At 59.7% G+C, this 20,059-nt stretch carries 16 protein-coding genes and 3 tRNA genes; 10 read left to right on the top strand and 9 right to left on the bottom strand.

Annotation, left to right across the window (positions count from 1 at the left end):
* Window positions 1–450: 450 nt before the first annotated feature.
* From AC13RE_RS10630 to AC13RE_RS10620, 3 genes are all read right to left on the bottom strand, one after another.
* On the bottom strand, window positions 451–879 hold the full coding sequence (locus AC13RE_RS10630) for a DUF3597 domain-containing protein (RefSeq protein ID WP_488562869.1): 429 nt from the start codon (window positions 877–879) through the stop codon (window positions 451–453).
* Between the two features lie 209 nt (window positions 880–1,088).
* Window positions 1,089–1,162 (bottom strand) — tRNA-Gly (locus AC13RE_RS10625).
* Window positions 1,163–1,187: 25 nt separating this feature from the next.
* Window positions 1,188–1,272, bottom strand: a tRNA-Tyr gene (locus AC13RE_RS10620).
* A gap of 198 nt (window positions 1,273–1,470) precedes the next feature.
* Here AC13RE_RS10620 and rlmB point away from each other — a divergent pair.
* Window positions 1,471–2,379 carry a 23S rRNA (guanosine(2251)-2'-O)-methyltransferase RlmB gene (rlmB, locus tag AC13RE_RS10615; RefSeq protein WP_488562868.1) on the top strand — a complete coding sequence of 303 codons (909 nt, stop codon included), beginning with the start codon at window positions 1,471–1,473 and terminating at the stop codon, window positions 2,377–2,379.
* Between the two features lie 40 nt (window positions 2,380–2,419).
* Window positions 2,420–3,109 carry an AprI/Inh family metalloprotease inhibitor gene (locus AC13RE_RS10610; RefSeq protein ID WP_488562867.1) on the top strand — a complete coding sequence of 230 codons (690 nt, stop codon included), beginning with the start codon at window positions 2,420–2,422 and terminating at the stop codon, window positions 3,107–3,109.
* Window positions 3,110–3,248: 139 nt separating this feature from the next.
* On the opposite strand, the gene AC13RE_RS10605 is transcribed toward AC13RE_RS10610, so the two are convergent.
* Both AC13RE_RS10605 and AC13RE_RS10600 read right to left on the bottom strand, forming a co-directional pair.
* Window positions 3,249–3,518 carry a hypothetical protein gene (locus tag AC13RE_RS10605; protein ID WP_015339580.1) on the bottom strand — a complete coding sequence of 90 codons (270 nt, stop codon included), beginning with the start codon at window positions 3,516–3,518 and terminating at the stop codon, window positions 3,249–3,251.
* A gap of 133 nt (window positions 3,519–3,651) precedes the next feature.
* Window positions 3,652–3,727: transfer RNA gene (locus AC13RE_RS10600), tRNA-Thr, on the bottom strand.
* A gap of 158 nt (window positions 3,728–3,885) precedes the next feature.
* Between AC13RE_RS10600 and AC13RE_RS10595 the strand changes: the two genes are divergently transcribed.
* Window positions 3,886–4,659: an NAD kinase gene (locus AC13RE_RS10595; protein ID WP_488562866.1), complete on the top strand. Its 774-nt coding sequence runs from the start codon at window positions 3,886–3,888 to the stop codon at window positions 4,657–4,659.
* Between the two features lie 106 nt (window positions 4,660–4,765).
* Here the strand turns inward: AC13RE_RS10595 and prfB are convergent.
* The 3 genes from prfB to AC13RE_RS10580 all read right to left on the bottom strand — a co-directional run bounded on the left by prfB (window position 4,766) and on the right by AC13RE_RS10580 (window position 9,995).
* Window positions 4,766–5,897 (bottom strand): peptide chain release factor 2 gene (prfB, locus tag AC13RE_RS10590; protein WP_132716403.1). Its coding sequence is split into 2 segments (ribosomal slippage): window positions 4,766–5,827 and window positions 5,829–5,897, totalling 1,131 coding nucleotides; the frame shifts between segments, so codons are not numbered across the junction.
* 126 nt (window positions 5,898–6,023) lie between these two features.
* On the bottom strand, window positions 6,024–8,486 hold the full coding sequence (locus AC13RE_RS10585; RefSeq protein WP_488562865.1) for a penicillin-binding protein 1A: 2,463 nt from the start codon (window positions 8,484–8,486) through the stop codon (window positions 6,024–6,026).
* 258 nt (window positions 8,487–8,744) lie between these two features.
* A complete protein-coding gene (locus tag AC13RE_RS10580; protein WP_488562888.1) occupies window positions 8,745–9,995 on the bottom strand; it encodes an N-acetylmuramoyl-L-alanine amidase in 1,251 nt (416 codons plus the stop codon).
* Between the two features lie 642 nt (window positions 9,996–10,637).
* Between AC13RE_RS10580 and AC13RE_RS10575 the strand changes: the two genes are divergently transcribed.
* Window positions 10,638–13,529: an Rne/Rng family ribonuclease gene (locus tag AC13RE_RS10575; RefSeq protein ID WP_488562864.1), complete on the top strand. Its 2,892-nt coding sequence runs from the start codon at window positions 10,638–10,640 to the stop codon at window positions 13,527–13,529.
* A gap of 184 nt (window positions 13,530–13,713) precedes the next feature.
* Here AC13RE_RS10575 and AC13RE_RS10570 read toward each other — a convergent pair whose 3' ends face one another.
* Window positions 13,714–14,871: a pyridoxal phosphate-dependent aminotransferase gene (locus tag AC13RE_RS10570; RefSeq protein WP_488562887.1), complete on the bottom strand. Its 1,158-nt coding sequence runs from the start codon at window positions 14,869–14,871 to the stop codon at window positions 13,714–13,716.
* Window positions 14,872–15,083: 212 nt separating this feature from the next.
* Between AC13RE_RS10570 and AC13RE_RS10565 the strand changes: the two genes are divergently transcribed.
* The 6 genes from AC13RE_RS10565 (at window position 15,084) to AC13RE_RS10540 (ending at window position 19,928) form a co-directional block, all read left to right on the top strand.
* A complete protein-coding gene (locus AC13RE_RS10565) occupies window positions 15,084–15,851 on the top strand; it encodes a DsbA family protein (protein WP_112337484.1) in 768 nt (255 codons plus the stop codon).
* 122 nt (window positions 15,852–15,973) lie between these two features.
* The gene (gene aroQ / locus AC13RE_RS10560) at window positions 15,974–16,411 is read left to right on the top strand and encodes a type II 3-dehydroquinate dehydratase (RefSeq protein WP_132716398.1); all 438 of its coding nucleotides are present in this window, start codon (window positions 15,974–15,976) and stop codon (window positions 16,409–16,411) included.
* Window positions 16,412–16,435: 24 nt separating this feature from the next.
* Window positions 16,436–16,909 (top strand): acetyl-CoA carboxylase biotin carboxyl carrier protein, encoded by a 474-nt coding sequence (gene accB / locus AC13RE_RS10555; protein ID WP_488483351.1) that lies wholly within the window; start codon window positions 16,436–16,438, stop codon window positions 16,907–16,909.
* A gap of 9 nt (window positions 16,910–16,918) precedes the next feature.
* Entirely contained in the window at window positions 16,919–18,271 is a 1,353-nt protein-coding gene (accC, locus tag AC13RE_RS10550; protein ID WP_488562863.1) for an acetyl-CoA carboxylase biotin carboxylase subunit, read from the top strand.
* Window positions 18,272–18,274: 3 nt separating this feature from the next.
* Window positions 18,275–18,919, top strand: a complete 645-nt coding sequence (aat, locus tag AC13RE_RS10545; RefSeq protein WP_488562862.1) for a leucyl/phenylalanyl-tRNA--protein transferase — start codon at window positions 18,275–18,277, stop codon at window positions 18,917–18,919.
* 49 nt (window positions 18,920–18,968) lie between these two features.
* The gene (locus AC13RE_RS10540) at window positions 18,969–19,928 is read left to right on the top strand and encodes a DUF2167 domain-containing protein (RefSeq protein WP_488562861.1); all 960 of its coding nucleotides are present in this window, start codon (window positions 18,969–18,971) and stop codon (window positions 19,926–19,928) included.
* Window positions 19,929–20,059: the final 131 nt, after the last annotated feature.

The following is a 20,059-nucleotide window of genomic DNA, read 5'->3' as shown; positions in this document are numbered from 1 at the left end:
GCCGATGTTAACGTGCGGCTTATTGCGCTCAAACTTACTCTTTGCCATTTGAATGCTTCCTGTGAACGTAATGAGTGACCCCGGCGAACCGGTTTAGTGCCGCCGTTTAAGGCTTTCATCGCATTTGCGCAAGACTTAATTGCAGGCCCTATTTTCGGCAAAGGCGAGCAGATGGCGCATGATCTCAAGCCATCAACATTCCTTCGCCGCGTAAGGTCCGCCGGCCGATCCGGAAAGACAAAAAAGCATTTGCCGGTTCAGGCGCTTAGATAGGAAGGCACGGCGAAGAATTCCAGTGCCGATAGAGGGGGAGGCATTCGTCCGATCTCGAACGCAAAGCGCCCTCTCCCGACAGGAAAGGGCGCAGAATTATCAAACCACAATCAATCGTCGCTTGTCACGATGCATCCTTCGACGCAGCCGATCGGAGACGCCGAAGCTTTGCAGCGATCAGTCGAGCAGATCAGCCGGCACCTTGCCGCCATTGTCCGAAAGCTTCTTCAGAAGAGCCTTATGGAGGAAGATGTTCATCTTGGCGGAATCGCCCGTATCGCCGGTATAGCCGAGCTCCTGCGCCAGTTCCTTGCGTTCGGAAAGGCTCGCATCCATGCCAAGCGCCTTCATCAGATCGACGATCGAATGTTTCCAGTCCAGCTTCTGGCCGCTTTTCTTGACCGCTGCATCGAGGATAGAAGCGATATCCACCGGCGCGGACGGCGCGCTGGTCGCAGGCGATGTTGCCGCCGTCGTCGCTGAAGGAGACGGCGTCGGCGCAGGCGCCGGATTGTCAGTTGCGGCGGTGGTCGACGGTGCCGGAGCAGCCTCGGCAGCCTTTGCCTCTCCCCAGATTGCACCCTTGATCTTGTCGAAGATACCCATTTGCGCTCTCCCGTTTCGGTTGCCTGAGCAATATGTATCGCTCGCGCAAATATAAGCAACCCTTCATGTCAAATACGCAAAGACGGAAACTAATACGCACCGGTGAGGCACGCTGACCGCAGCAGCGATCAGGACCAGCAACCATCCAAGGCACGTCACGCTCTTCGCCGTAACACGGAACGTTAAAGATGCTAACAAATTGAAATTCTTGGAGCGGGTAGCGGGAATCGAACCCGCGTATTCAGCTTGGAAGGCTGCTGCTCTACCATTGAGCTATACCCGCGGGATGGTCAAGATCCGGCACGGAATGGTGGAGGGAGTTGGATTTGAACCAACGTAGGCTGAGCCAACGGATTTACAGTCCGTCCCCTTTAACCACTCGGGCATCCCTCCAGTATTCCGACTGGATCTTGCGACCAAGCTTGTCAGACCGTGGCGTCGCCGCCGTGATCTGCGCCGCGTATATGGCCGGACCACTTCCGTCTGTCAACACAAGGAATTACCAAAAATGACAAAAAAATTTCAGCCTGTGGGAAAAGCCCGGCACTGAAAGAGGCTAGGCGCTTGCGGACGCGCTGGTTATAAAGCCGCATGAGCAAAGATAAAATTTCCGACCGCGCCGGCCCAGACAGCACCTCCGACGACAAGTCGGCCAAGGACACGCATTACGCCACCCTGCGTCGCGCGCATCGCGATGCCAAGCGCGAGCGCGGCGAAATCCCGACGCCGACGCCGCAGAAGCGCAAGAAGACTGGTGCGGACGATTGGAAGCCGCCGGCGCTCGCACCCGACCAGGTCTTTCTCTATGGCCTCCATACGGTCCGCGCCGCGCTTGCCAATCCCGAGCGTAAGAACATCAAGCTGTCGACGACGCAGAATGCGCTGGTGCGGCTGGAAATCGGCCCCGCCGACGCGCTCGGCATTCCCGTCGAGATCGTCTCGCCGCAGGACATCGATAAGGTGCTCGGCCCGGAAGCGATTCACCAAGGCGTCATGCTGGAAACGCGCCCCCTGCCCGTGCGCCGGCTCGAGGCATTGAAGGACAGCCCGTTGCTACTGGTCCTCGATCAGGTGACGGACCCGCACAATGTCGGCGCCATCATGCGCTCGGCCGTCGCTTTCGATGCGGGTGCCGTCATCACGACACAGCGCCACAGCCCGACCGAATCAGGCGTGATGGCAAAATCGGCCTCGGGCGCGCTGGAACTCATACCTTATATACAGATCACCAATCTCGCCGATGCGCTTGGCGAGCTGCACCGGCTCGGCTTCACGACCATCGGGCTTGATTCGGAAGGTCCGGCACCGCTCGAAAGTACCTTCAGTGGCGACAAGATCGCCCTCGTGCTCGGCTCCGAGGGCAAGGGCCTGCGCCAGAAGACACGAGAGACGGTGAATGCGCTCGCGCGGCTCGATATGCCGGGCGCCATCAAGTCGCTCAATGTCTCGAATGCTGCCGCGATCGCGCTATATGCGACGCGGTCCTATCTCAAATCATAGTGGCGCCCTTGGCGGCCGCAGCACGTTGGGAGAATTTGCTTTGATCCGTCTTCTTGGTCCCGCGGCGGTTGCCGCCGCCCTCGCTTTGACCATAGTCCAGCCGGCGCGCGCCGCCGATGACGAAATGATCCAGGCGCAAGCAGGCGTCTGGCTGGTTGCGCCGGAAAGCGGCGCTAAGGGCTGCCGCCTCACCTTCGGGACGAATACGGTGTCCGGCGGCTACGAGATTACGGGGGCGGATGCGTGCGCGACGCCGCTCCCCGCCCTTACCGCGGCCAAGATCTGGAATTTCACCGATGATGGCGCGCTGGCGATCGCGGACGGTGGGGGCAGGCCGCTCATGCGCTTCCAGCAGGAGGAAGGCTCGCCGTGGGAAAGCGAAGGCGGCGATCGGACCTGGCTGCTGCCGGCGCTCGGCGATGTCGATCACGTGCCGACTACCGAAAGCCTTGCCGGCGCGTGGCGCATCCAGACGCCGGACGGCAAGCCCATCTGTGATATCACGCTCACAACCGACAAGGATCAGGACGGCACCTCCAAGATGTCGCCGAGCGGTGATTGCGCCAGCGAAGTCGGTGACCTCAAGCTCTCACTCTGGGCGACGGAAGGGTTCGGGCTTGTCATGCTGGGCAGTGACGGCTCCTCGCTCTCCTTCGATATGAAGCCCGACGGCAGTTTCCAGAAGTCCGAAGAAGAGGAAGGCGAGCCGTTGCTGCTGGTACGCAAATAAGCAGAGGCCGGCCGCGGCCCTCCGTATCGCAAACATAGCCACATTTCTGATGTTGGCGACCGCCTTCATGCGACGGCGAAACCCCTTCCCGAGGCTGCTCTTTCCGCGCACCTAGCGGCGCCAATGCGCGGACAGGTGATCAGTGTATCGCAGGGTCCGCTTCGTCGAAAAACGACCTGATGCCATCGCGTGCAATCGTCGCAAGGAACTCGTCGAATGCCTCGCGGTCGGTCGCGAAGGGCTCTTCCCATTCGATCAGATCCTCTTCCGGCGTGATGACCTCCATCCGCCAGTCGGCATTGGTGCCAGCCGGGCGAAAGATATCGACCAGGACGGTCACGCCATCATCGGTGAATTCACCCGAAAGCTCGGAGTGTTCGAGTTTAGGCTTCTTGGGCTTGCTGGGCATAGGGTTCCAGGCACACGAATATAGGATTGATGACTGCTACGCGTGTTCCGAACTCGCGCACCACGACATATTATATCGCCGCCGCCGGTTTTCCATACCGGAGATAAAACGATCGACAATATCCAGGAAAAAATGGTGCCCCCGGCAGGGTTCGAACCCGCGACCCCCTGATTACAAATCAGGTGCTCTACCAACTGAGCTACAAGGGCGTATGGGCATGCCAAGTAACAGATTTTGAAATCCTGTAAAGGGAAAATCGGTCGATCGGCGTCAAAGCTGGGGATCGACCGATTCACCAGTTCGCGCGAAACGTCTTGTCGCGACAAGGGAATAACATTACGAAGAATCGCTATTCAGAGGACATTGCATGTCGCGCAATCTTCAATCCGTTTGTTTTCTCGCCTCCACCGCGCCAGAGGCTCAATCGGCGCAGGAAGAGCTTATTGGCCTTTACGGCCAGACATCACAGGAAGATGCGGATATTGTCGTGGCTCTCGGCGGCGATGGTTTCATGCTGCAGACGCTGCATAAGACGATGAATACCGGCAAACGCGTCTATGGCATGAATCGCGGCTCCATCGGCTTTCTGATGAACGACTACCGCACGGATGGCTTGGCCGAGCGTATTGACGCAGCCGTCGAAAACGCGTTTCACCCCCTGCAGATGACCACACGCAATGCCGACGGCAGCTCCTGCGTCGCACTCGCCATCAATGAAGTGTCGCTGTTTCGTCAATCCTATCAGACTGCAAAGCTTAAGGTGGAGATCGACGGGCGGGTCCGCCTGCCGGAACTGATCTGCGACGGGCTGATGGTGACGACGCCGGCGGGCTCCACCGCTTACAATCTTTCCGCCCATGGCCCGATCCTGCCGCTCGAAGCGCCGCTGCTTGCCATGACGCCTGTCAGCGCCTTCCGCCCCCGCCGCTGGCGCGGCGCGCTCCTTCCCAACAGAGTGACGGTCGACATCACCGTGCTTGAGGCGGAGAAGCGCCCCGTCAATGCCGCAGCCGACAATACCGAAGTCAAATCGGTTCTCGGCATTCAGATCCGCCAGAGCGAGGATACGACGGCTCGCATCCTCTCCGATCCGGACAGGTCATGGTCGGACAGGATCCTGGCGGAACAGTTTTCGGATTGACCGAGCTATCTGCATCAGGCCCAAGAGGCCGGATGCAGCCGGGCAGAATGCACCATGAAAAAAGCCCCGTCTCCGGGGCTTTTTCTATGCATGAACGGATGCGACCTTATTCGACGTCGTCGACGACGGCATCGGCAGCACCGCTGATGCGATGCGCTAGGGCTGCTTCCATGAATTCATTGAGATCACCGTCCAGAACGTCGCTCGGCGCCGTGCTGGCAACGCCGGTGCGCAGATCCTTCACCAGCTGGTAAGGCTGCAGGACGTAGGAACGGATCTGGTGACCCCAGCCGATATCCGTCTTGGAAGCGGCTTCGGCATTGGCAGCCTCTTCCCGCTTCATCAATTCGGCCTCGTACATGCGGGCGCGCAGCATGTCCCACGCCTTGGCGCGGTTCTTGTGCTGCGAGCGTTCCTGCTGGCACTGCACGACAATCCCGGTCGGGATGTGCGTGATACGCACGGCCGAATCGGTCGTGTTGACGTGCTGACCGCCGGCGCCCGACGAGCGGTAGGTATCGATGCGGCAGTCGCTTTCATTGATCTCGATCTGGATCGAGTCGTCGACGACTGGGTAGACCCAGATCGACGAGAATGACGTGTGGCGGCGCGCGTTGCTGTCATAGGGCGAGATGCGCACGAGGCGATGCACGCCGGATTCGGTCTTCAGCCAGCCATAGGCATTGTGGCCCTTGACGAGCAGCGTTGCTGACTTGATGCCGGCTTCTTCGCCGTCATGGACTTCCAGCAGCTCCACCTTGAAGCGCTGGCGTTCGGCCCAGCGGGTATACATGCGCAGAAGCATGTTGGCCCAGTCCTGGCTCTCGGTGCCGCCGGCGCCGGAGTGGACTTCGAGGTAGGTGTCATTCGAGTCAGCCTCGCCCGACAGCATGGCTTCCACCTGCCGGCGCGCGGCTTCCGCCTTCAAGCCCTTGAGCGCTTCTTCAGCCTCGCGGACGACATCGGCGTCGCCCTCTTCTTCGCCCAGCTCGATCAGTTCGACATTGTCGGCAAGCTGCTGCTCCAGCGCGCGCACGCCACTGATGCCGTCGTCAAGCTGCTGGCGCTCGCGCATCAGCTTCTGCGCCTCAGAAGCGTCGTTCCAGAGGGTCGGATCCTCTGACTTGTTATTCAACCAGTCCAGTCGTCTTACCGCCTGGTCCCAGTCAAAGATGCCTCCTCAGCAGGGTGATAGCCTGCTTGGTTTCATCGACTACTTTCTCGATTTCGGCTCGCATAGTCCCACTTCTTCATTTCACCGCTCAAGACAAGCGGTCATCCAATTCAAAGAGTGCTGGTGACATAGATATACATGCCGCTGGTGTAAAGCCCCGCGGCATGTCGATCAGACAAATAGGGTCGGATCAGAAGAGACCGCCGGATCCGGAGGTAACCGCCTGGTTCGCCTGCGGCGAAGTCCTGAGGATTTCCTCAGGCGCCACCTGCGCCGCGGCATCGCCGCCGCCGATGACCTGCAGGCTGGTAGCCGGGCCGGTGCCGGGCTTGAAGGCTTCCATGATGGCATTCGGCTCGCCGGGCTGTGCGGCCATGCCGGTCGCGCGGTTGACCGCAACCATCGTCATGCCGGCCGGAACCTGGAACTTCTCAGGCGCCTCATCCTTCGTGGCGGCCTGCATGAACTCGTTGAAGATCGGCGCGGCAAGGGCGCCGCCAGTGCCACCGCGGCCGAGCGTAGCTGGCGTATCGTAGCCGATGTAAAGGCCGGCGACGAGGCTCGGCGTGTAGCCGACGAACCAGGCATCCTTCTCATCATTGGTGGTGCCGGTCTTGCCGGCGACATCGGTATTAAGCTTGATCTTGCCGGCGGCCGTACCACGGATGATGACGCCCTGCATCATCGACGTGACCTGATAGGCGGTCATAGGATCGAGCACCTGCTCGCGATTGTCGGCGATGACGGGCTCGTCCTGATTCTGCCAGGCGCCGACATTGCAACTGTCGCAGACGCGTTCCTCATGCTTGAAGATGGTCTTGCCGTAACGGTCCTGGATGCGGTCGATGAGCGTCGGCTTGATCTGCTTACCGCCGTTGGCCATGACCGAATAGGCAGAAACCATGCGCAGCACCGTCGTTTCGCCGGCGCCGAGCGACATGGCGAGCACGGGGTTCATATGGTCGTAGATACCGAAGCGCTCGGCATATTCTGCAACCAGAGGCATGCCCATATCGGAGGCGAGACGCACCGTCATCAGGTTACGCGAGTGTTCGATGGCGAAACGAAGCGTATGGACACCACCGCCCTCGCCTTCGTAGTTCGTCGGCTTCCAGACATCGCCATTGCTCAGCGTGATCTGCAGCGGGTCGTCCAGAATGACGGAGGCCGGTGTATAGCCATTATCCATGGCGGCCGCGTAGACGAAAGGCTTGAACGACGAACCGGGCTGCCGCTTGGCCTGGGTGGCGCGGTTGAATTCGGACTGCCCGTAGGAAAAGCCGCCGACCATGGCGAGTACGCGGCCGGTATGCGGGTCCATGGCAACGAGACCGCCCTGCACCTTCGGCGGCTGACGCAGGCGATAGCTGCTCGAATCGGCATTGCCGGTCTTCTGCACGTAAATCACATCACCAGGGCTCAAAACGCCGCTCGGCGATTTGGCCGACTTGCCGCCGGCCGAGCGATAGGCCCAGCGCATGTCGGCGGGGGAGATCGTGCCGCGTGTCCGCTCCGTCGATACCTTGCCGGCGGCATCGACGCGCGGCTGCAGGCCGATATCAACGCCTTGATCCGATACGGAAAGGACGACGGCGACCCGCCATTCCGGCACGTCGCTCAGGCTTGGAACCTTCGCGAGCTCGACGCCCCAATCCTGTGAGGTAGCAATCTGCTTGAGCGGGCCGCGATAGCCGCGGCGCTCGTCATAATCTATCAGACCATCCTGAAGGGCCTTGCGAGCTTCGAGCTGCATCTGCGGGTCGAGCGACGTACGAACGGAAAGGCCACCTTCGTAGAGGGTCTTCTCGCCATATTGATCGATCAACTGGCGGCGAACTTCCTCGGCAAAATAGTCGGACGCGAAGAGCGACGGGCCGCTCTTCGGTGGCACGACGCCAAGCGGCTGCTTCTTTGCCTCTTCGCCGTCGCTCTGGCTGACATAGCCGTTCTCGACCATGCGATCGATCACCCAGTTGCGGCGGGTGAGCGCTGCTTCGGCACGGCGGAAGGGATTATAGTTCGACGGACCCTTCGGGAGCGATGCCAGATAGGCCGATTCTGCGATGGTCAGTTCGTTGACCGACTTGTCGAAATAGGTGAGCGCAGCGCCGGCGATGCCGTAGGAATTCAGGCCGAAATAGATTTCGTTCAGGTAAAGCTCGAGGATCTTGTCCTTGCTGTAGGCCTGCTCGATGCGGAAGGAGAGAATCGCTTCCTTGATCTTGCGGTCGAACGTCTGATCGGCGGACAGTAGGAAGTTCTTAGCGACCTGCTGCGTAATGGTGGACGCGCCGACGAAGCGGCGGCCGGAGCCGATATTCTGCAGATTCACGGCCACGGCGCGGATAAGACCGCCGACATCGACGCCGGGATGGTTGTAGAAATTCTTGTCTTCCGCCGAAAGGAAAGCCGCCTTGACGCGATCGGGAATGGCTTGGATCGGCACGAAAAGCCGGTTCTCTCGCGAATATTCCTTCATCAGCGCGCCGTTGCCGGCGTGGATGCGCGTCGTGACCGGCGGCGCATATTTGGCAAGCACCTCGTAATCGGGCAGTTCCTTCGAGACCACGCTCAGATAGATGGCAGCCGCAGCCGCCACACCCAGAAACAGGAGGCAGCCTAGGCCAAAGAAATATCCAATCAGTCTGATCATCTGATACTACCGGTGCTTGTTCTTCAGGCGGCACGTGCGCGAGATCATCGCATAATCACGGGCGTTTTGCACGCTCGCGGCGTGAATGCAAGACGGCAATGGGACAAAGCCGTGCTTCATACGCGAGCAAATGATACTTCGCTGTAACGGCGGGAATGTGAGCAAAATAGGGCCCGACGCCAGCATTCCAATTTCATCCAGTCCTAAAGTACATCGCTGTTACATGGAAGCCACGACGGATCGTCCCATCCGAAGCCATCAGCCGCCATTGGCGATGATGGCCACGCGATACTGCTTCACCGCCTCCGTCAGACGATCGGCGACCTTCTCACGCCAATTGGCATCGAGCAGCAGCTTTTCATCCTCCTTGTTGGAGAGAAAACCGAGCTCGAGCAGGATCGAGGGCACGTCGGGCGCAGTCAGGACCTGGAAACCCGCATGGCGATGCGGATTGTTGATCATGGCGATCTGCCCGTTGAACGAAGACAGCACGTCCTGCGCCAGCGAAATGGAAAAGGCTTGCGTCTCGCGGCGTGTCAGATCCATCAGAATATCATTGACGGCGGCGGGCTGCGCCTGTGTTTCGGCACCGGCGATCTGATCGGAATTGTTTTCACGATCGGCTACCTCGCCGGCAAGACGGTCCGACGCCTTGTCCGAGATAGTGTAGACGGTCGCGCCGCGGATATCCTTCTGCTTCAGCGTATCGGCATGCAGCGAGATGAAGAGCGAGGCACGATTCTGCCGGGCTATCGTCACGCGTTCGGACAGCGAGAGATATTGATCCTTGTCGCGCGTGAGGAAGGCCTTGATGCCGGGCTGCGCATTCAGCTTGTCGGCAAACATCTTCGCAAATGCGAGCGTGATGTCCTTTTCCTGCGTGACGCCGTCCGTGCCGGTCGCGCCCGCGTCGATACCGCCGTGACCGGCATCGACCGCAACGAGGAACACATTCGGATCGGCCTTCTGCGCCGGCTCGACCGGACCGACGTCCTTGGCGGTATCGTCGCTCGTCCAGCTCTGCTTATTTACAAGCTCGGCAAATTGTTCGGCAGGCAGCATCTCGGCATCCAGCACGAGGCGCTGCCCCTTGCCGCTCTCATCGGCCTGAACCTTGGCCGCGACCAGCTTAACCGGTTTCTTTGCCGTCAGCACGATACGGGCGCTGTCCGCATCCATCGTGCCGTAGCGAATATCCTTGAAGAGGCCGGTCGGCTTCAGACTGCCGGCGGGGAAGCCGAATGCAGTTGATGGGAGATCGACGACGACACGGACGGGATTGTCAAGGTAGTGAACCGTGAAAGTGGGAGCCCGGTCCATATCGATGACGATACGCGTGCGGGCATCATCGCCGGCAATGCGGGCGCCATAGGCAAGCACGGAAGCATCCGCCGCCACTGCGGGCGCAAATGCAGAAACCGAAACGAGAATTACCAGAGCAAAGGCCGCTGCCGCAAATCGCAAAGCCCTCACGCCACTCTCCGCCACATGCCGCAATCCCTTTACCAAGTGCCCAACGCGCCCCATATTGGTTTCGGCGTTGTTTTTGAAGTGCCAATAACGGGAACCAGGTTTGACCTGATGGCTGCATCGGTGATGCGCCGGGAGACGAATCGACAAGACATCCTCCCTCGTCCTCATCATCCGACGAATCCATCAATATTATGGCATACTTGGCTTTTCCCTTGCTATTGTGACAGATAAAACATACAACGCATATTAGGGTAGAAGTGTTGACGGGATAGAGTCGTCGCAAAGGCAGCCGCCTCGAGTACCAGGCGCCAATAAGCGGCATTCATCCGCCGTCTGCAGTACTTCTGCTCGAAACAGTGGATATCTGAATTTCCGGCTTCAAACGGGAAATTCATCGGTGGAGAGCCACCAAACGCTCTTTAGAGAGCACCTTCATCGGACCCATTTGTGGGTCTAAGGCATAGTCGATCTCGCTTGGTTACGGATGTTACCGCAGCAGCTTTTTCAGAAAGTCAACAGACCCCAGGGATATGATGCCCCGGCTGCCGTCTGGATGCTGTCATCGCCGAACCAATCGCGACTTTCATTATCCGGTGCAACAATTGCGGATCACATCCGGCCTATCCCAGTGACAGGCAGGCCCCCATCCGACTGTCTGCGCCGAGGAGCACAGCTTTCATGGCAGACAAAATGCTTATCGATGCGTCTCACGAGGAAGAGACGCGCGTCGTTGTCGTTCGCGGGAACCGCATAGAAGAGTTTGACTTCGAGTCCCAGCACAAGAAGCAAATTCGCGGCAACATCTATCTTGCAAAGGTAACGAGGGTCGAGCCCTCGCTTCAGGCCGCTTTCGTTGATTACGGCGGCAACCGGCACGGCTTCCTGGCCTTTGCGGAAATCCATCCCGATTACTACCAGATCCCGCTGGCCGACCGGCAGGCGCTTCTAAAGGCTGAGGCCGAAGAGCATCGCCGCGACGACGACGTCGAGCATGTCGAAACAGCGCTCGATCTTTCGCAGCAGGAACAACCCGATATCGGCATTGTCCCGGCGCAGGGCGAAGAGGCCGCAGTGCCGGCCGCAATCGCGGAAGAGGCTCCTGCCTCGGAGGCTATCGAAGCCACCGAAAAGGCGGCGCCTGCCAAGAAGGCTAAGCCGCGCCGCAGCCGCAAGAAGGCCGCAGCTGAAGAAGCCCCCGCTCCTGAAGCGACGGACGCAGTCGATGCGCCGAGCGAGGACGAAGAAGGACCGTCGGGCGAAATGGCGGCGATGGTTGAAACCGATTCGATCTCGGAAGACGTCGCGACCTCCAAGCGTCGCCGCGATGACGACGACGATGATGACGATCATGACCATGAAGAGGAAGTGATCGAATCCGTCGGCGCCGAAGACGCGATGGAAGAAGTTCCCGATCGCGCCCAGCGCAAGCCGCGCAAGCAATACCGTATCCAGGAAGTCATCAAGCGCCGCCAGATTCTACTGGTTCAGGTGGCGAAGGAAGAGCGCGGCAACAAGGGTGCGGCGCTCACCACCTATCTTTCGCTCGCAGGCCGCTATTCGGTTCTCATGCCGAACACGGCGCGCGGCGGCGGCATCTCCCGCAAGATCACCAATCCGCAGGACCGCAAGCGCCTGAAGGAAATCGCCAAGATGCTCGAAGTGCCGCAGGGTATGGGCGTCATCCTGCGTACTGCCGGTGCCAACCGCACCAAGGTCGAGGTCAAGCGCGATTTCGAATATCTGATGCGCCTGTGGGAAAACGTCCGCACGCTGACGCTGGCATCGACCGCTCCTTGCCTCGTCTACGAAGAAGGCAGCCTGATCAAGCGCTCGATCCGCGACCTCTACAACAAGGATATCAGCGAGATCATCGTCTCCGGCGAGGAAGGCTATCGTGAAGCGAAAGACTTCATGAAGATGCTGATGCCGAGCCACGCCAAGGTGGTTCAGCCGTATCGCGACATCCATCCGATCTTCTCGCGCTCCGGCATCGAAGCGCAGCTCGACCGCATGCTGCAGCCACAGGTCACGCTGAAGTCTGGCGGCTACCTGATCATGAACCAGACGGAAGCGCTGGTTTCGATCGACGTCAACTCCGGCCGCTCGACCCGCGAACATTCGATCGAGGACACCGCGCTCCAGACGAACCTCGAAGCAGCCGACGAAGTTGCTCGCCAGCTTCGCCTGCGCGACCTTGCCGGCCTGATCGTCATCGACTTCATCGACATGGAAGAAAAGCGCAACAACCGCGCCGTCGAGAAGAAGCTGAAGGAATGCCTGAAGAACGACCGCGCCCGCATCCAGGTCGGCCGCATCTCGCATTTCGGCCTTCTGGAAATGTCGCGCCAGCGCATCCGCGCTTCGGTTCTCGAAAGCACGACGCAGATCTGCTCGCATTGCGGCGGCACGGGTCACGTCCGCTCGCAGTCTTCCGTTGCCCTGCATGTCCTGCGCGGCATCGAGGAATATCTGCTCAAGAACACGACGCACGACATCACCGTGCGCACGACGCCGGACATTGCGCTCTATCTGCTCAACCATAAGCGCCAGACGATCATCGATTACGAAAGCCGCTTCGGCGTCGCCATCCTCATCGATGCTGACAACGCCGTTGGCACGCAGCACTTCGCGATCGACCGTGGCGAGCCGGTCGCCAATCCGGTGAAGATCGAAAGCCTGTTCAACTTCGCAGCCATCCCGGACGATGATGACGACGATATCGTCATCGAAGCCGATGAGGATGAAGACGAAGAGTTGGAAGAAAAGGCTGCAAGCGCCGAGCAGCAGCCTGCCGCTCGCTCTGAAAGCAATGATGGCAACCGCAAGCGCAAGCGCCGTCGTCGGCGTCGTGGCCGCGGCAATGATAACCAAGCCGCTCCTGCTTCCGAAGATGGCTCCACGGCCGATATCGCCGATGATGGAGACGAAGGCGACGATGACGAGGATGATGCCGGCGCAGATAATGCCGCATCCGCTGGCGGCGACGATGACGCGCAGCAGAAGCGCAAGCGCCGCCGCCGCGGCAAGCGTGGTGGCCGGCGTAATCGTGAAAACGAAGGCAACGAACAGACCGCTGCAGGCGAGGAAACCGGTTCCGGCGAAGCTGATGAGAATGATGCCGAAGACGGCGACGAAGCAACCGTAACGGTGGCCGAGATCGCGGTCGCCGAAGGCGAAGCTGCCGTCGAGGCGCAGCCCGCCATGGCAGCGGTCGAAACCGCCGCCGCCGTCACCGAAGACGTCAAGCCCGCCAAGGGCCGCGGTCGTCGCAAGGCAAAGGCCATCGAGGCATCGCCCGTCGAGACGCCCGTGGTCGACGAAGCGCCGGCAGTGGATGTCGAAATCGAAGCGGTCGCCGAGACCACCGAAGCTTTGGACAATTCGGCGGAAGCGATAACGCCCGAAGCGACTGAGGATGCAGCCAAGCCGGCCCGTGCCAATCGCGAATCGAACGTTTCCTCCTCTGCTCCAGTGGTAAAGTCCACCCGCACCAACGAAGGCAGCGAGAGCGACGGAGAGTCGGCCAAGCCAAAGAAGGCCGGCTGGTGGCAGCGCCGCGGCTTCTTTTAAGAAGACCGACTGAGAATAATTTGACAAAAATCCGGCCGTGGCGACGCGGCCGGATTTTTCGTTTCCGTCGCACGATTTATTCGCCATTCATGCCCAAGCACTGAACAGGTCGGGGCCAAAGCATACGGCTCTTCGACTCGCGAAAACACTTTCGCAAGCTCGCACAAGCTATTGATTGCGGATTCTATTTCAGCCAAGCCGCCATGCGTTCGGTGGCTTCCTCGATCTCGGCATTCGAGCCGGCATAGGAGAAACGCATCGCGCGATGTCCTTCCACGGGATCGAAATCGAGGCCGGGCGTGGCGGCGACATTGATTTCCGCCAGCATCTTTTGCGCGAACACCATGCTGTCGTTCGTGAAGCGGCTGACATCGACATAGGCGTAGAAAGCGCCATCCATAGGCGAGGCAATGCGAAAGCCGATTTCCGGCAGCCGGCGCATGAGGAAATCGCGGTTGCGGCCATAGCTCTCGCGATAGACATCCAATTCGGCACCTGCGCCGAGCGCCGCCTCGGCGGCGATCTGCGACAATTCCGGCGCGGAGATATAAAGGCTCTGGGCCACACGTTCGACCGGGCGGACCAGCCGCTCCGGCAAGACCATCCAGCCGATGCGCCAGCCGGTCATGCAATAATATTTCGAGAAGGAATTGATGACGATCGCCTCGTCCGTCAGCTCCAGCGCGCTCGTCTCCTCGCCGACGAAGGTCAGGCCGTGGTAGATTTCGTCGGAGATGAAGGCGATGGAGCGATCGGCGCAATAATCCGCCAGCGCCTTCAGCGCCGCCCTGCCCGTCACAGTACCTGTGGGATTGGCGGGGCTTGCCAGCAGCACGCCCTTCAGTCGCTTGCCGCTTGCCGCTTGTGCTGCCTCCAGGCTCTCGGGCGTGAGCGTAAATTGCGTCTCCTCGGTGACCGGCACTTCGACGACATCGAGGCCGAGTGCGGCAAGGATATTGCGATAGGCTGGATAGCCCGGCCGGGCGATGGCGACGCTGTCGCCGGCATCGAACAAGGTCAGAAAGGCAAGGTTGAAGCCAGCCGACGATCCGGTCGTGATCGCAATACGCTTCGGATCGATGCTAAGGCCGTGGTGTGCCTGGTAATGGGTGGAGAGTGCCTGCCGCAGGGCTAGAGTGCCGAGCGCATCCGTATAACCGATGCGGCCATGGCCGAGAGCCGCACGCGCAGCCTCCAACGCCGCCTGGGGTGCGGGATGAGACGGCTGTCCGACAGCCATGGAAATGACCGCGTGTCCGGCTTGGCGTCTTCGCGTCGCTTCCGCCAGTACGTCCATGGCATGGAAGGGTTCGACATCGCTACGCTTGGATAGGGAAAACAAGGTCAATTCTCTCTCGGATCGGATAGGCAAGCGACATTTGCCGCAATATCGGCTCGTTCACAATCCTGCGATTGCGGCTTTGTCGTGAAAATTCCTGTTTCTGGAAATAAGGACGCACCGTAAATTGTCGATGCCTATTTGCGGATGTTAACCCGACGATGCTATGGCGCATCTAAGAATGACGTCTCCGATCAGATCCAAACGAGGACCCAATGACCTTTTCTCTCAAAAGCCTGCTGACGGTTTCGGCGATTGCCCTGACAGCGTCCTTCGCCACAATCCAGCCGGCCGCGGCGCTGGACGACCAGCAGAAGAAGGAAATCGGGGATTTCATCAAGGAGTATCTCGTCGAGCATCCGGAGGTGCTGCTGGATGCGCAGGCCGCGCTCGAAAAGAAGCAGGACGAAGCCCGGATCGCCCAGTCGTCGCAGGTGATCACGCAGAACAAGGACGCGATCTTCAATTCCAAGGATGATGTCGCCATCGGCAATCCGAAGGGCGATATCACCGTTGTCGAGTTCTTCGACTATAACTGCACCTATTGCCGGCATGCGCTTGGCGACATGGACAAGCTCCTGCAGCAGGACAAGAATGTTCGCTTCGTGCTGAAGGAGTTCCCGATCCTTGGCCAGGATTCGGTAGCCGCCTCCCGGGTTTCCAGCGCGTTCCGCCTGCTCGCGCCGGAAAAATATGCCGAATTCCATCACAAGCTGCTGGGCAGCGACGGCCGCGCTTCCGAAGATACCGCCATCGATGTCGCCACCTCGCTTGGCGTCAGCGAAGCGGCCATCCGTGCCGAAATGGCAAAAGCGCCGAATACCGCCATGATCAAGGCCACCTACCAGCTTGCTACCGATCTCGGCGTCAACGGCACACCGGCCTACGTCATCGGCAACGAGATGATTTCCGGCGCGGTTGGCCTCGATGCCATCAAGGAGAAGATCGCCAACGTTCGCAGTTGCGGCAAGACGAGCTGCTGAGCGGCGCAAAAATGCCAAAATCGCGGCGTTTCCACATCTAGAGGCACGCAACCTTCGCACCGGGGCTTTCCTATAGGGCCTCGGGAGTCTATAGGTTGCGCTGCACTTTGACGGAACCACTGATGGCGCAAACTATTTTCGTCCTTAACGGACCCAATTTAAATGCTCTCGGCAAGCGCGAGCCGGGCATCTATGGCGGCAAGACGCTCAAGGATATCGAAGCCGACTGCAAGTCCGTCGGTGAAAGCCTGGGCTTCGTTGTCGATTTCCGGCAGAGCAATCACGAAGGCGTGCTGGTGGACTGGATCCATGAAGCCGGCGACAAGGCCGCCGGTGTCGCGATCAATCCCGGTGCCTATGGTCACACGTCGATCGCTTTACACGATGCGATCCGCGCCATCTCCATTCCCGTCGTGGAGGTGCATATCTCCAATATCCACGCACGCGAAGAATTCCGGCACAAATCGATGATCGCGCCCGCTGCAAAGGGCATGATCTGCGGTTTCGGACCTCATAGCTACATCCTGGCGCTTCAAGCGCTGAAATCCATCACCCAATAACAAAAATACAGGGCAAGAAATCCAATGGCTGAAAAGAAATCGGGTATCGACCAGGCGCTGATTCGCGATCTCGCCAATATTCTCAACGACACGGATCTGACCGAGATCGAAGTCGAACAGGAAGATTTGCGCATCCGCGTATCGCGCGCCGGCGCGACGCAATATGTTCAGGCGCCGATTGCCGCCCCGGTCGCCTATGCCGCTCCCGCCGCCGCTGCAGCAGCACCGGCCGCCGCTGCTCCGGCAACCAACGCCCGTAATCCCGACAACGTCGTCAGCGCACCCATGGTCGGCACTGCCTACCTGGCGCCGGCACCGGGCTCTGCTGCCTTCATCCAGGTCGGCGCGGCCGTCAAGGAAGGGCAGACGTTGCTCATCATCGAAGCCATGAAGACGATGAACCAGATTCCCGCGCCGAAGTCCGGAACGGTGACCGAAATTCTCGTTCAGGACGGTCGTCCGGTCGAGTACGGCGAAGCCCTGGTCGTCATCGAGTAAGGTCGGCCCATGCCCATTATTTCGAAGATTCTCATAGCCAATCGCGGAGAGATCGCTCTGCGCGTGCTGCGCGCCTGCAAGGAGCTTGGCATTGCGACCGTTGCGGTGCATTCGACCGCTGACGGCGACGCGATGCATGTGCGCCTGGCGGATGAAAGCGTTTGCATCGGCCCGCCGCCGTCGCGCGACAGCTATCTCAACATCCACCAGATTGTTGCCGCCTGTGAAATCACCGGCGCGGACGCAGTGCATCCCGGCTATGGCTTCCTTTCGGAAAATGCCAAGTTCGCCGATATTCTCGATGCACACGGCATTACATTCATCGGTCCGACGGCGGAGCATATCCGCATCATGGGCGACAAGATCACTGCCAAAACCACGGCGCAACAGCTCAGCATTCCGGTTGTCCCCGGCTCCGACGGCGAAGTGAAGACCGAGGCGGATGCGCTGAAGACGGCGCGCGAGATCGGCTATCCGGTGCTTATCAAGGCAACCGCCGGCGGTGGCGGCCGCGGCATGAAGGTTGCCCGCACGGAAGAGGACCTGATCGAGGCTTGGTCGACGGCCCGCACGGAAGCTGCAGCCGCTTTCGGCAACGAATCCGTCTATATGGAGAAGTACCTCGGCAAGCCGCGCCACATCGAAATCCAGGTTTTCGGTGACGGTGAAGGCAACGCCATCCATCTCGGTGAACGCGATTGCTCACTGCAGCGCCGCCACCAGAAGGTCTGGGAAGAAGCCAACTCCCCGGCGCTCAACGTCGAACAGCGCATGAAGATCGGCCAGATCTGCGCCGACGCGATGAAGAAGCTGAAATATCGCGGCGCCGGCACCATCGAGTTCCTTTATGAGAACGGCGAGTTCTATTTCATCGAAATGAACACACGCCTGCAGGTGGAACATCCGGTCACGGAAGCGATCACGGGCATCGACCTCGTGCACGAGCAGATCCGCGTCGCTTCCGGCGGTGGTCTTTCGGTCACGCAGGATGAGGTGCATTTCCAAGGCCATGCCATCGAATGCCGCATCAATGCCGAGGACGCGCGTACCTTCGTCCCCTCGCCCGGCACGATCACGCATTTCCATGCGCCCGGCGGCCTCGGCGTTCGTATCGATTCCGGCGCCTATCAGGGCTACAGGATCCCCCCCTACTACGACAGCCTGATCGGCAAGCTGATCGTGCACGGGCGCACCCGCGTCGAATGCATGATGCGCCTGCGCCGCGCGCTGGACGAATTCGTGGTGGATGGCATCAAGACCACCCTGCCGCTCTTCCAGGATCTGGTTTCCAACCAGGATATCGCCAACGGCGATTACGATATCCACTGGTTGGAAAACTACCTGGCAAACACATCGGCCTAACCAATGCCCGGAGCGCGCGGCAGACATCCCGGCATTACCCCGGAGATCCTGTTGCGCGCCTATTCCATCGGGCTTTTCCCGATGGCCGAATCGGCTGATGACCCGGAAATCTTCTGGGTCGAGCCGGAGCTGCGGGGCATCATCCCTCTCGATACGTTTCACGTCTCCAAGAGCCTCGCCAAGAAAATCCGTCAACACCCCTTCGACATCCGTTTCGATAGCGATTTTGAGGCGGTCATCGCGGCCTGCGGCGAACAGACGAGCGATCGCCCCAGCACCTGGATCAACGAGACGATCCGCTCGCTCTACGCCACCCTGCACCACATCGGCCATGCCCATTCCGTCGAAGCCTGGGAAGGCGATCGGCTGGTCGGCGGGCTCTATGGCGTCTCACTGGGGTCCGCCTTCTTTGGCGAAAGCATGTTTTCGCGCCGCACGGATGCTTCCAAGATCTGTCTTGTCTATCTGGTGGAGCGCCTGCGCGAACGCGGCTTCACCTTGCTCGACACGCAATTCACCACCGAGCATTTGAAGACATTCGGCGCCATCGACGTGCCGAAGGATGCCTATGCGAAGATGCTGGAGGAGGCGATGGAATCGCCCAATCTCACCTTCTCCGACGGTGGAAATCTGCCCGAAATGAATTGATTCCGAAACGGACTGCCCTAAGTTCGGCACAACAGCCGAGGGTAGAATAGTGAAGAATCAAATTGCAATTGCCTTTCTCGCCGCGTTGACGATTATAACGCAGGCCAACGCCAAATCATTCCACGATATGTTCGGAGCTGAGCCGCCTGCAGGCGATGAAGGCACCGTGCTGAAAACGCTGGATTTCCAGCAGGGCGCGATCAAGATCCCCACCGCTAATGCCACGCTGAATGTCTCTGACCAGTTCTATTATCTCAATCCACAGGATTCAAAGAAGGTGCTGGTCGAGCTCTGGGGCAATCCGGAAAGTTCGGTCGGCAATCCGCTCGGCATGATCTTCCCGGCGAAATACCCGCCCACCGACCCGCATTCCTGGGGTTCCGTCATCGACTATGACGGCAGTGGCTATGTCTCCGACGAGGATGCCGCGTCGACCGATTACGACGACCTGCTGAAAAAGATCCAGGACGCGATCAAGGAAGCGAATCCTGAACGCGAACGGCAGGGCTTCGATCCGATCACGTTGGTCGGCTGGGCAGAACCGCCACATTACGATAAGGCGACCCATGCCCTGCACTGGGCGCGCGATCTGATTTTCGGCAAGGATCCCAGTGCCGGCCACACGCTTAACTATTCCGTACGTGTGCTGGGGCGAGAGGGCGTCACCGAGCTCGATTTCGTCGCCGGACTGGATCAGCTGCAGGAAATCAATGCCGCCATCCCCAATGTCATCAACACCGTGCAATATGACAGCGGCAAGCGTTATGCCGACTTTGCCAATGGGGACAAGATCGCCGCCTATAGCATGGCGGGCATGATCGCTGCCGGCGCGGGCGTGAAGGTTGCGGCAAAGCTCGGCCTGCTTGCAGTCGTTCTCGGCTTCTTCAAGAGTTTTGGCGTCGCCCTTCTGGCATTGAAGAAGGGCCTCATCGTCGTGCTGGCGGGTGTCGTCGCGGCCGGCCGCAAGATCCTGGGTCTGTTCCGCCGGAAAGGGGATACCGACGCGTGAAGCAATCCAGGCCTGAAGTTCGTTGTATCTTCAAATTCTAATTGTAGTCTGCTATCCCTGCTCGAGAAGAGCTTTGGTGCGTAGAGGTTCCACTTTGCCGTCGTAAATACCGGTCTCATCCAAATCACCCC

The sequence above is a fragment of the Martinezella sp. CNPSo 3959 genome (genome assembly GCF_057784355.1).
Note: the sequence above shows the minus strand (reverse complement) of the source record. Positions and strands in the feature narration are given on the sequence as shown.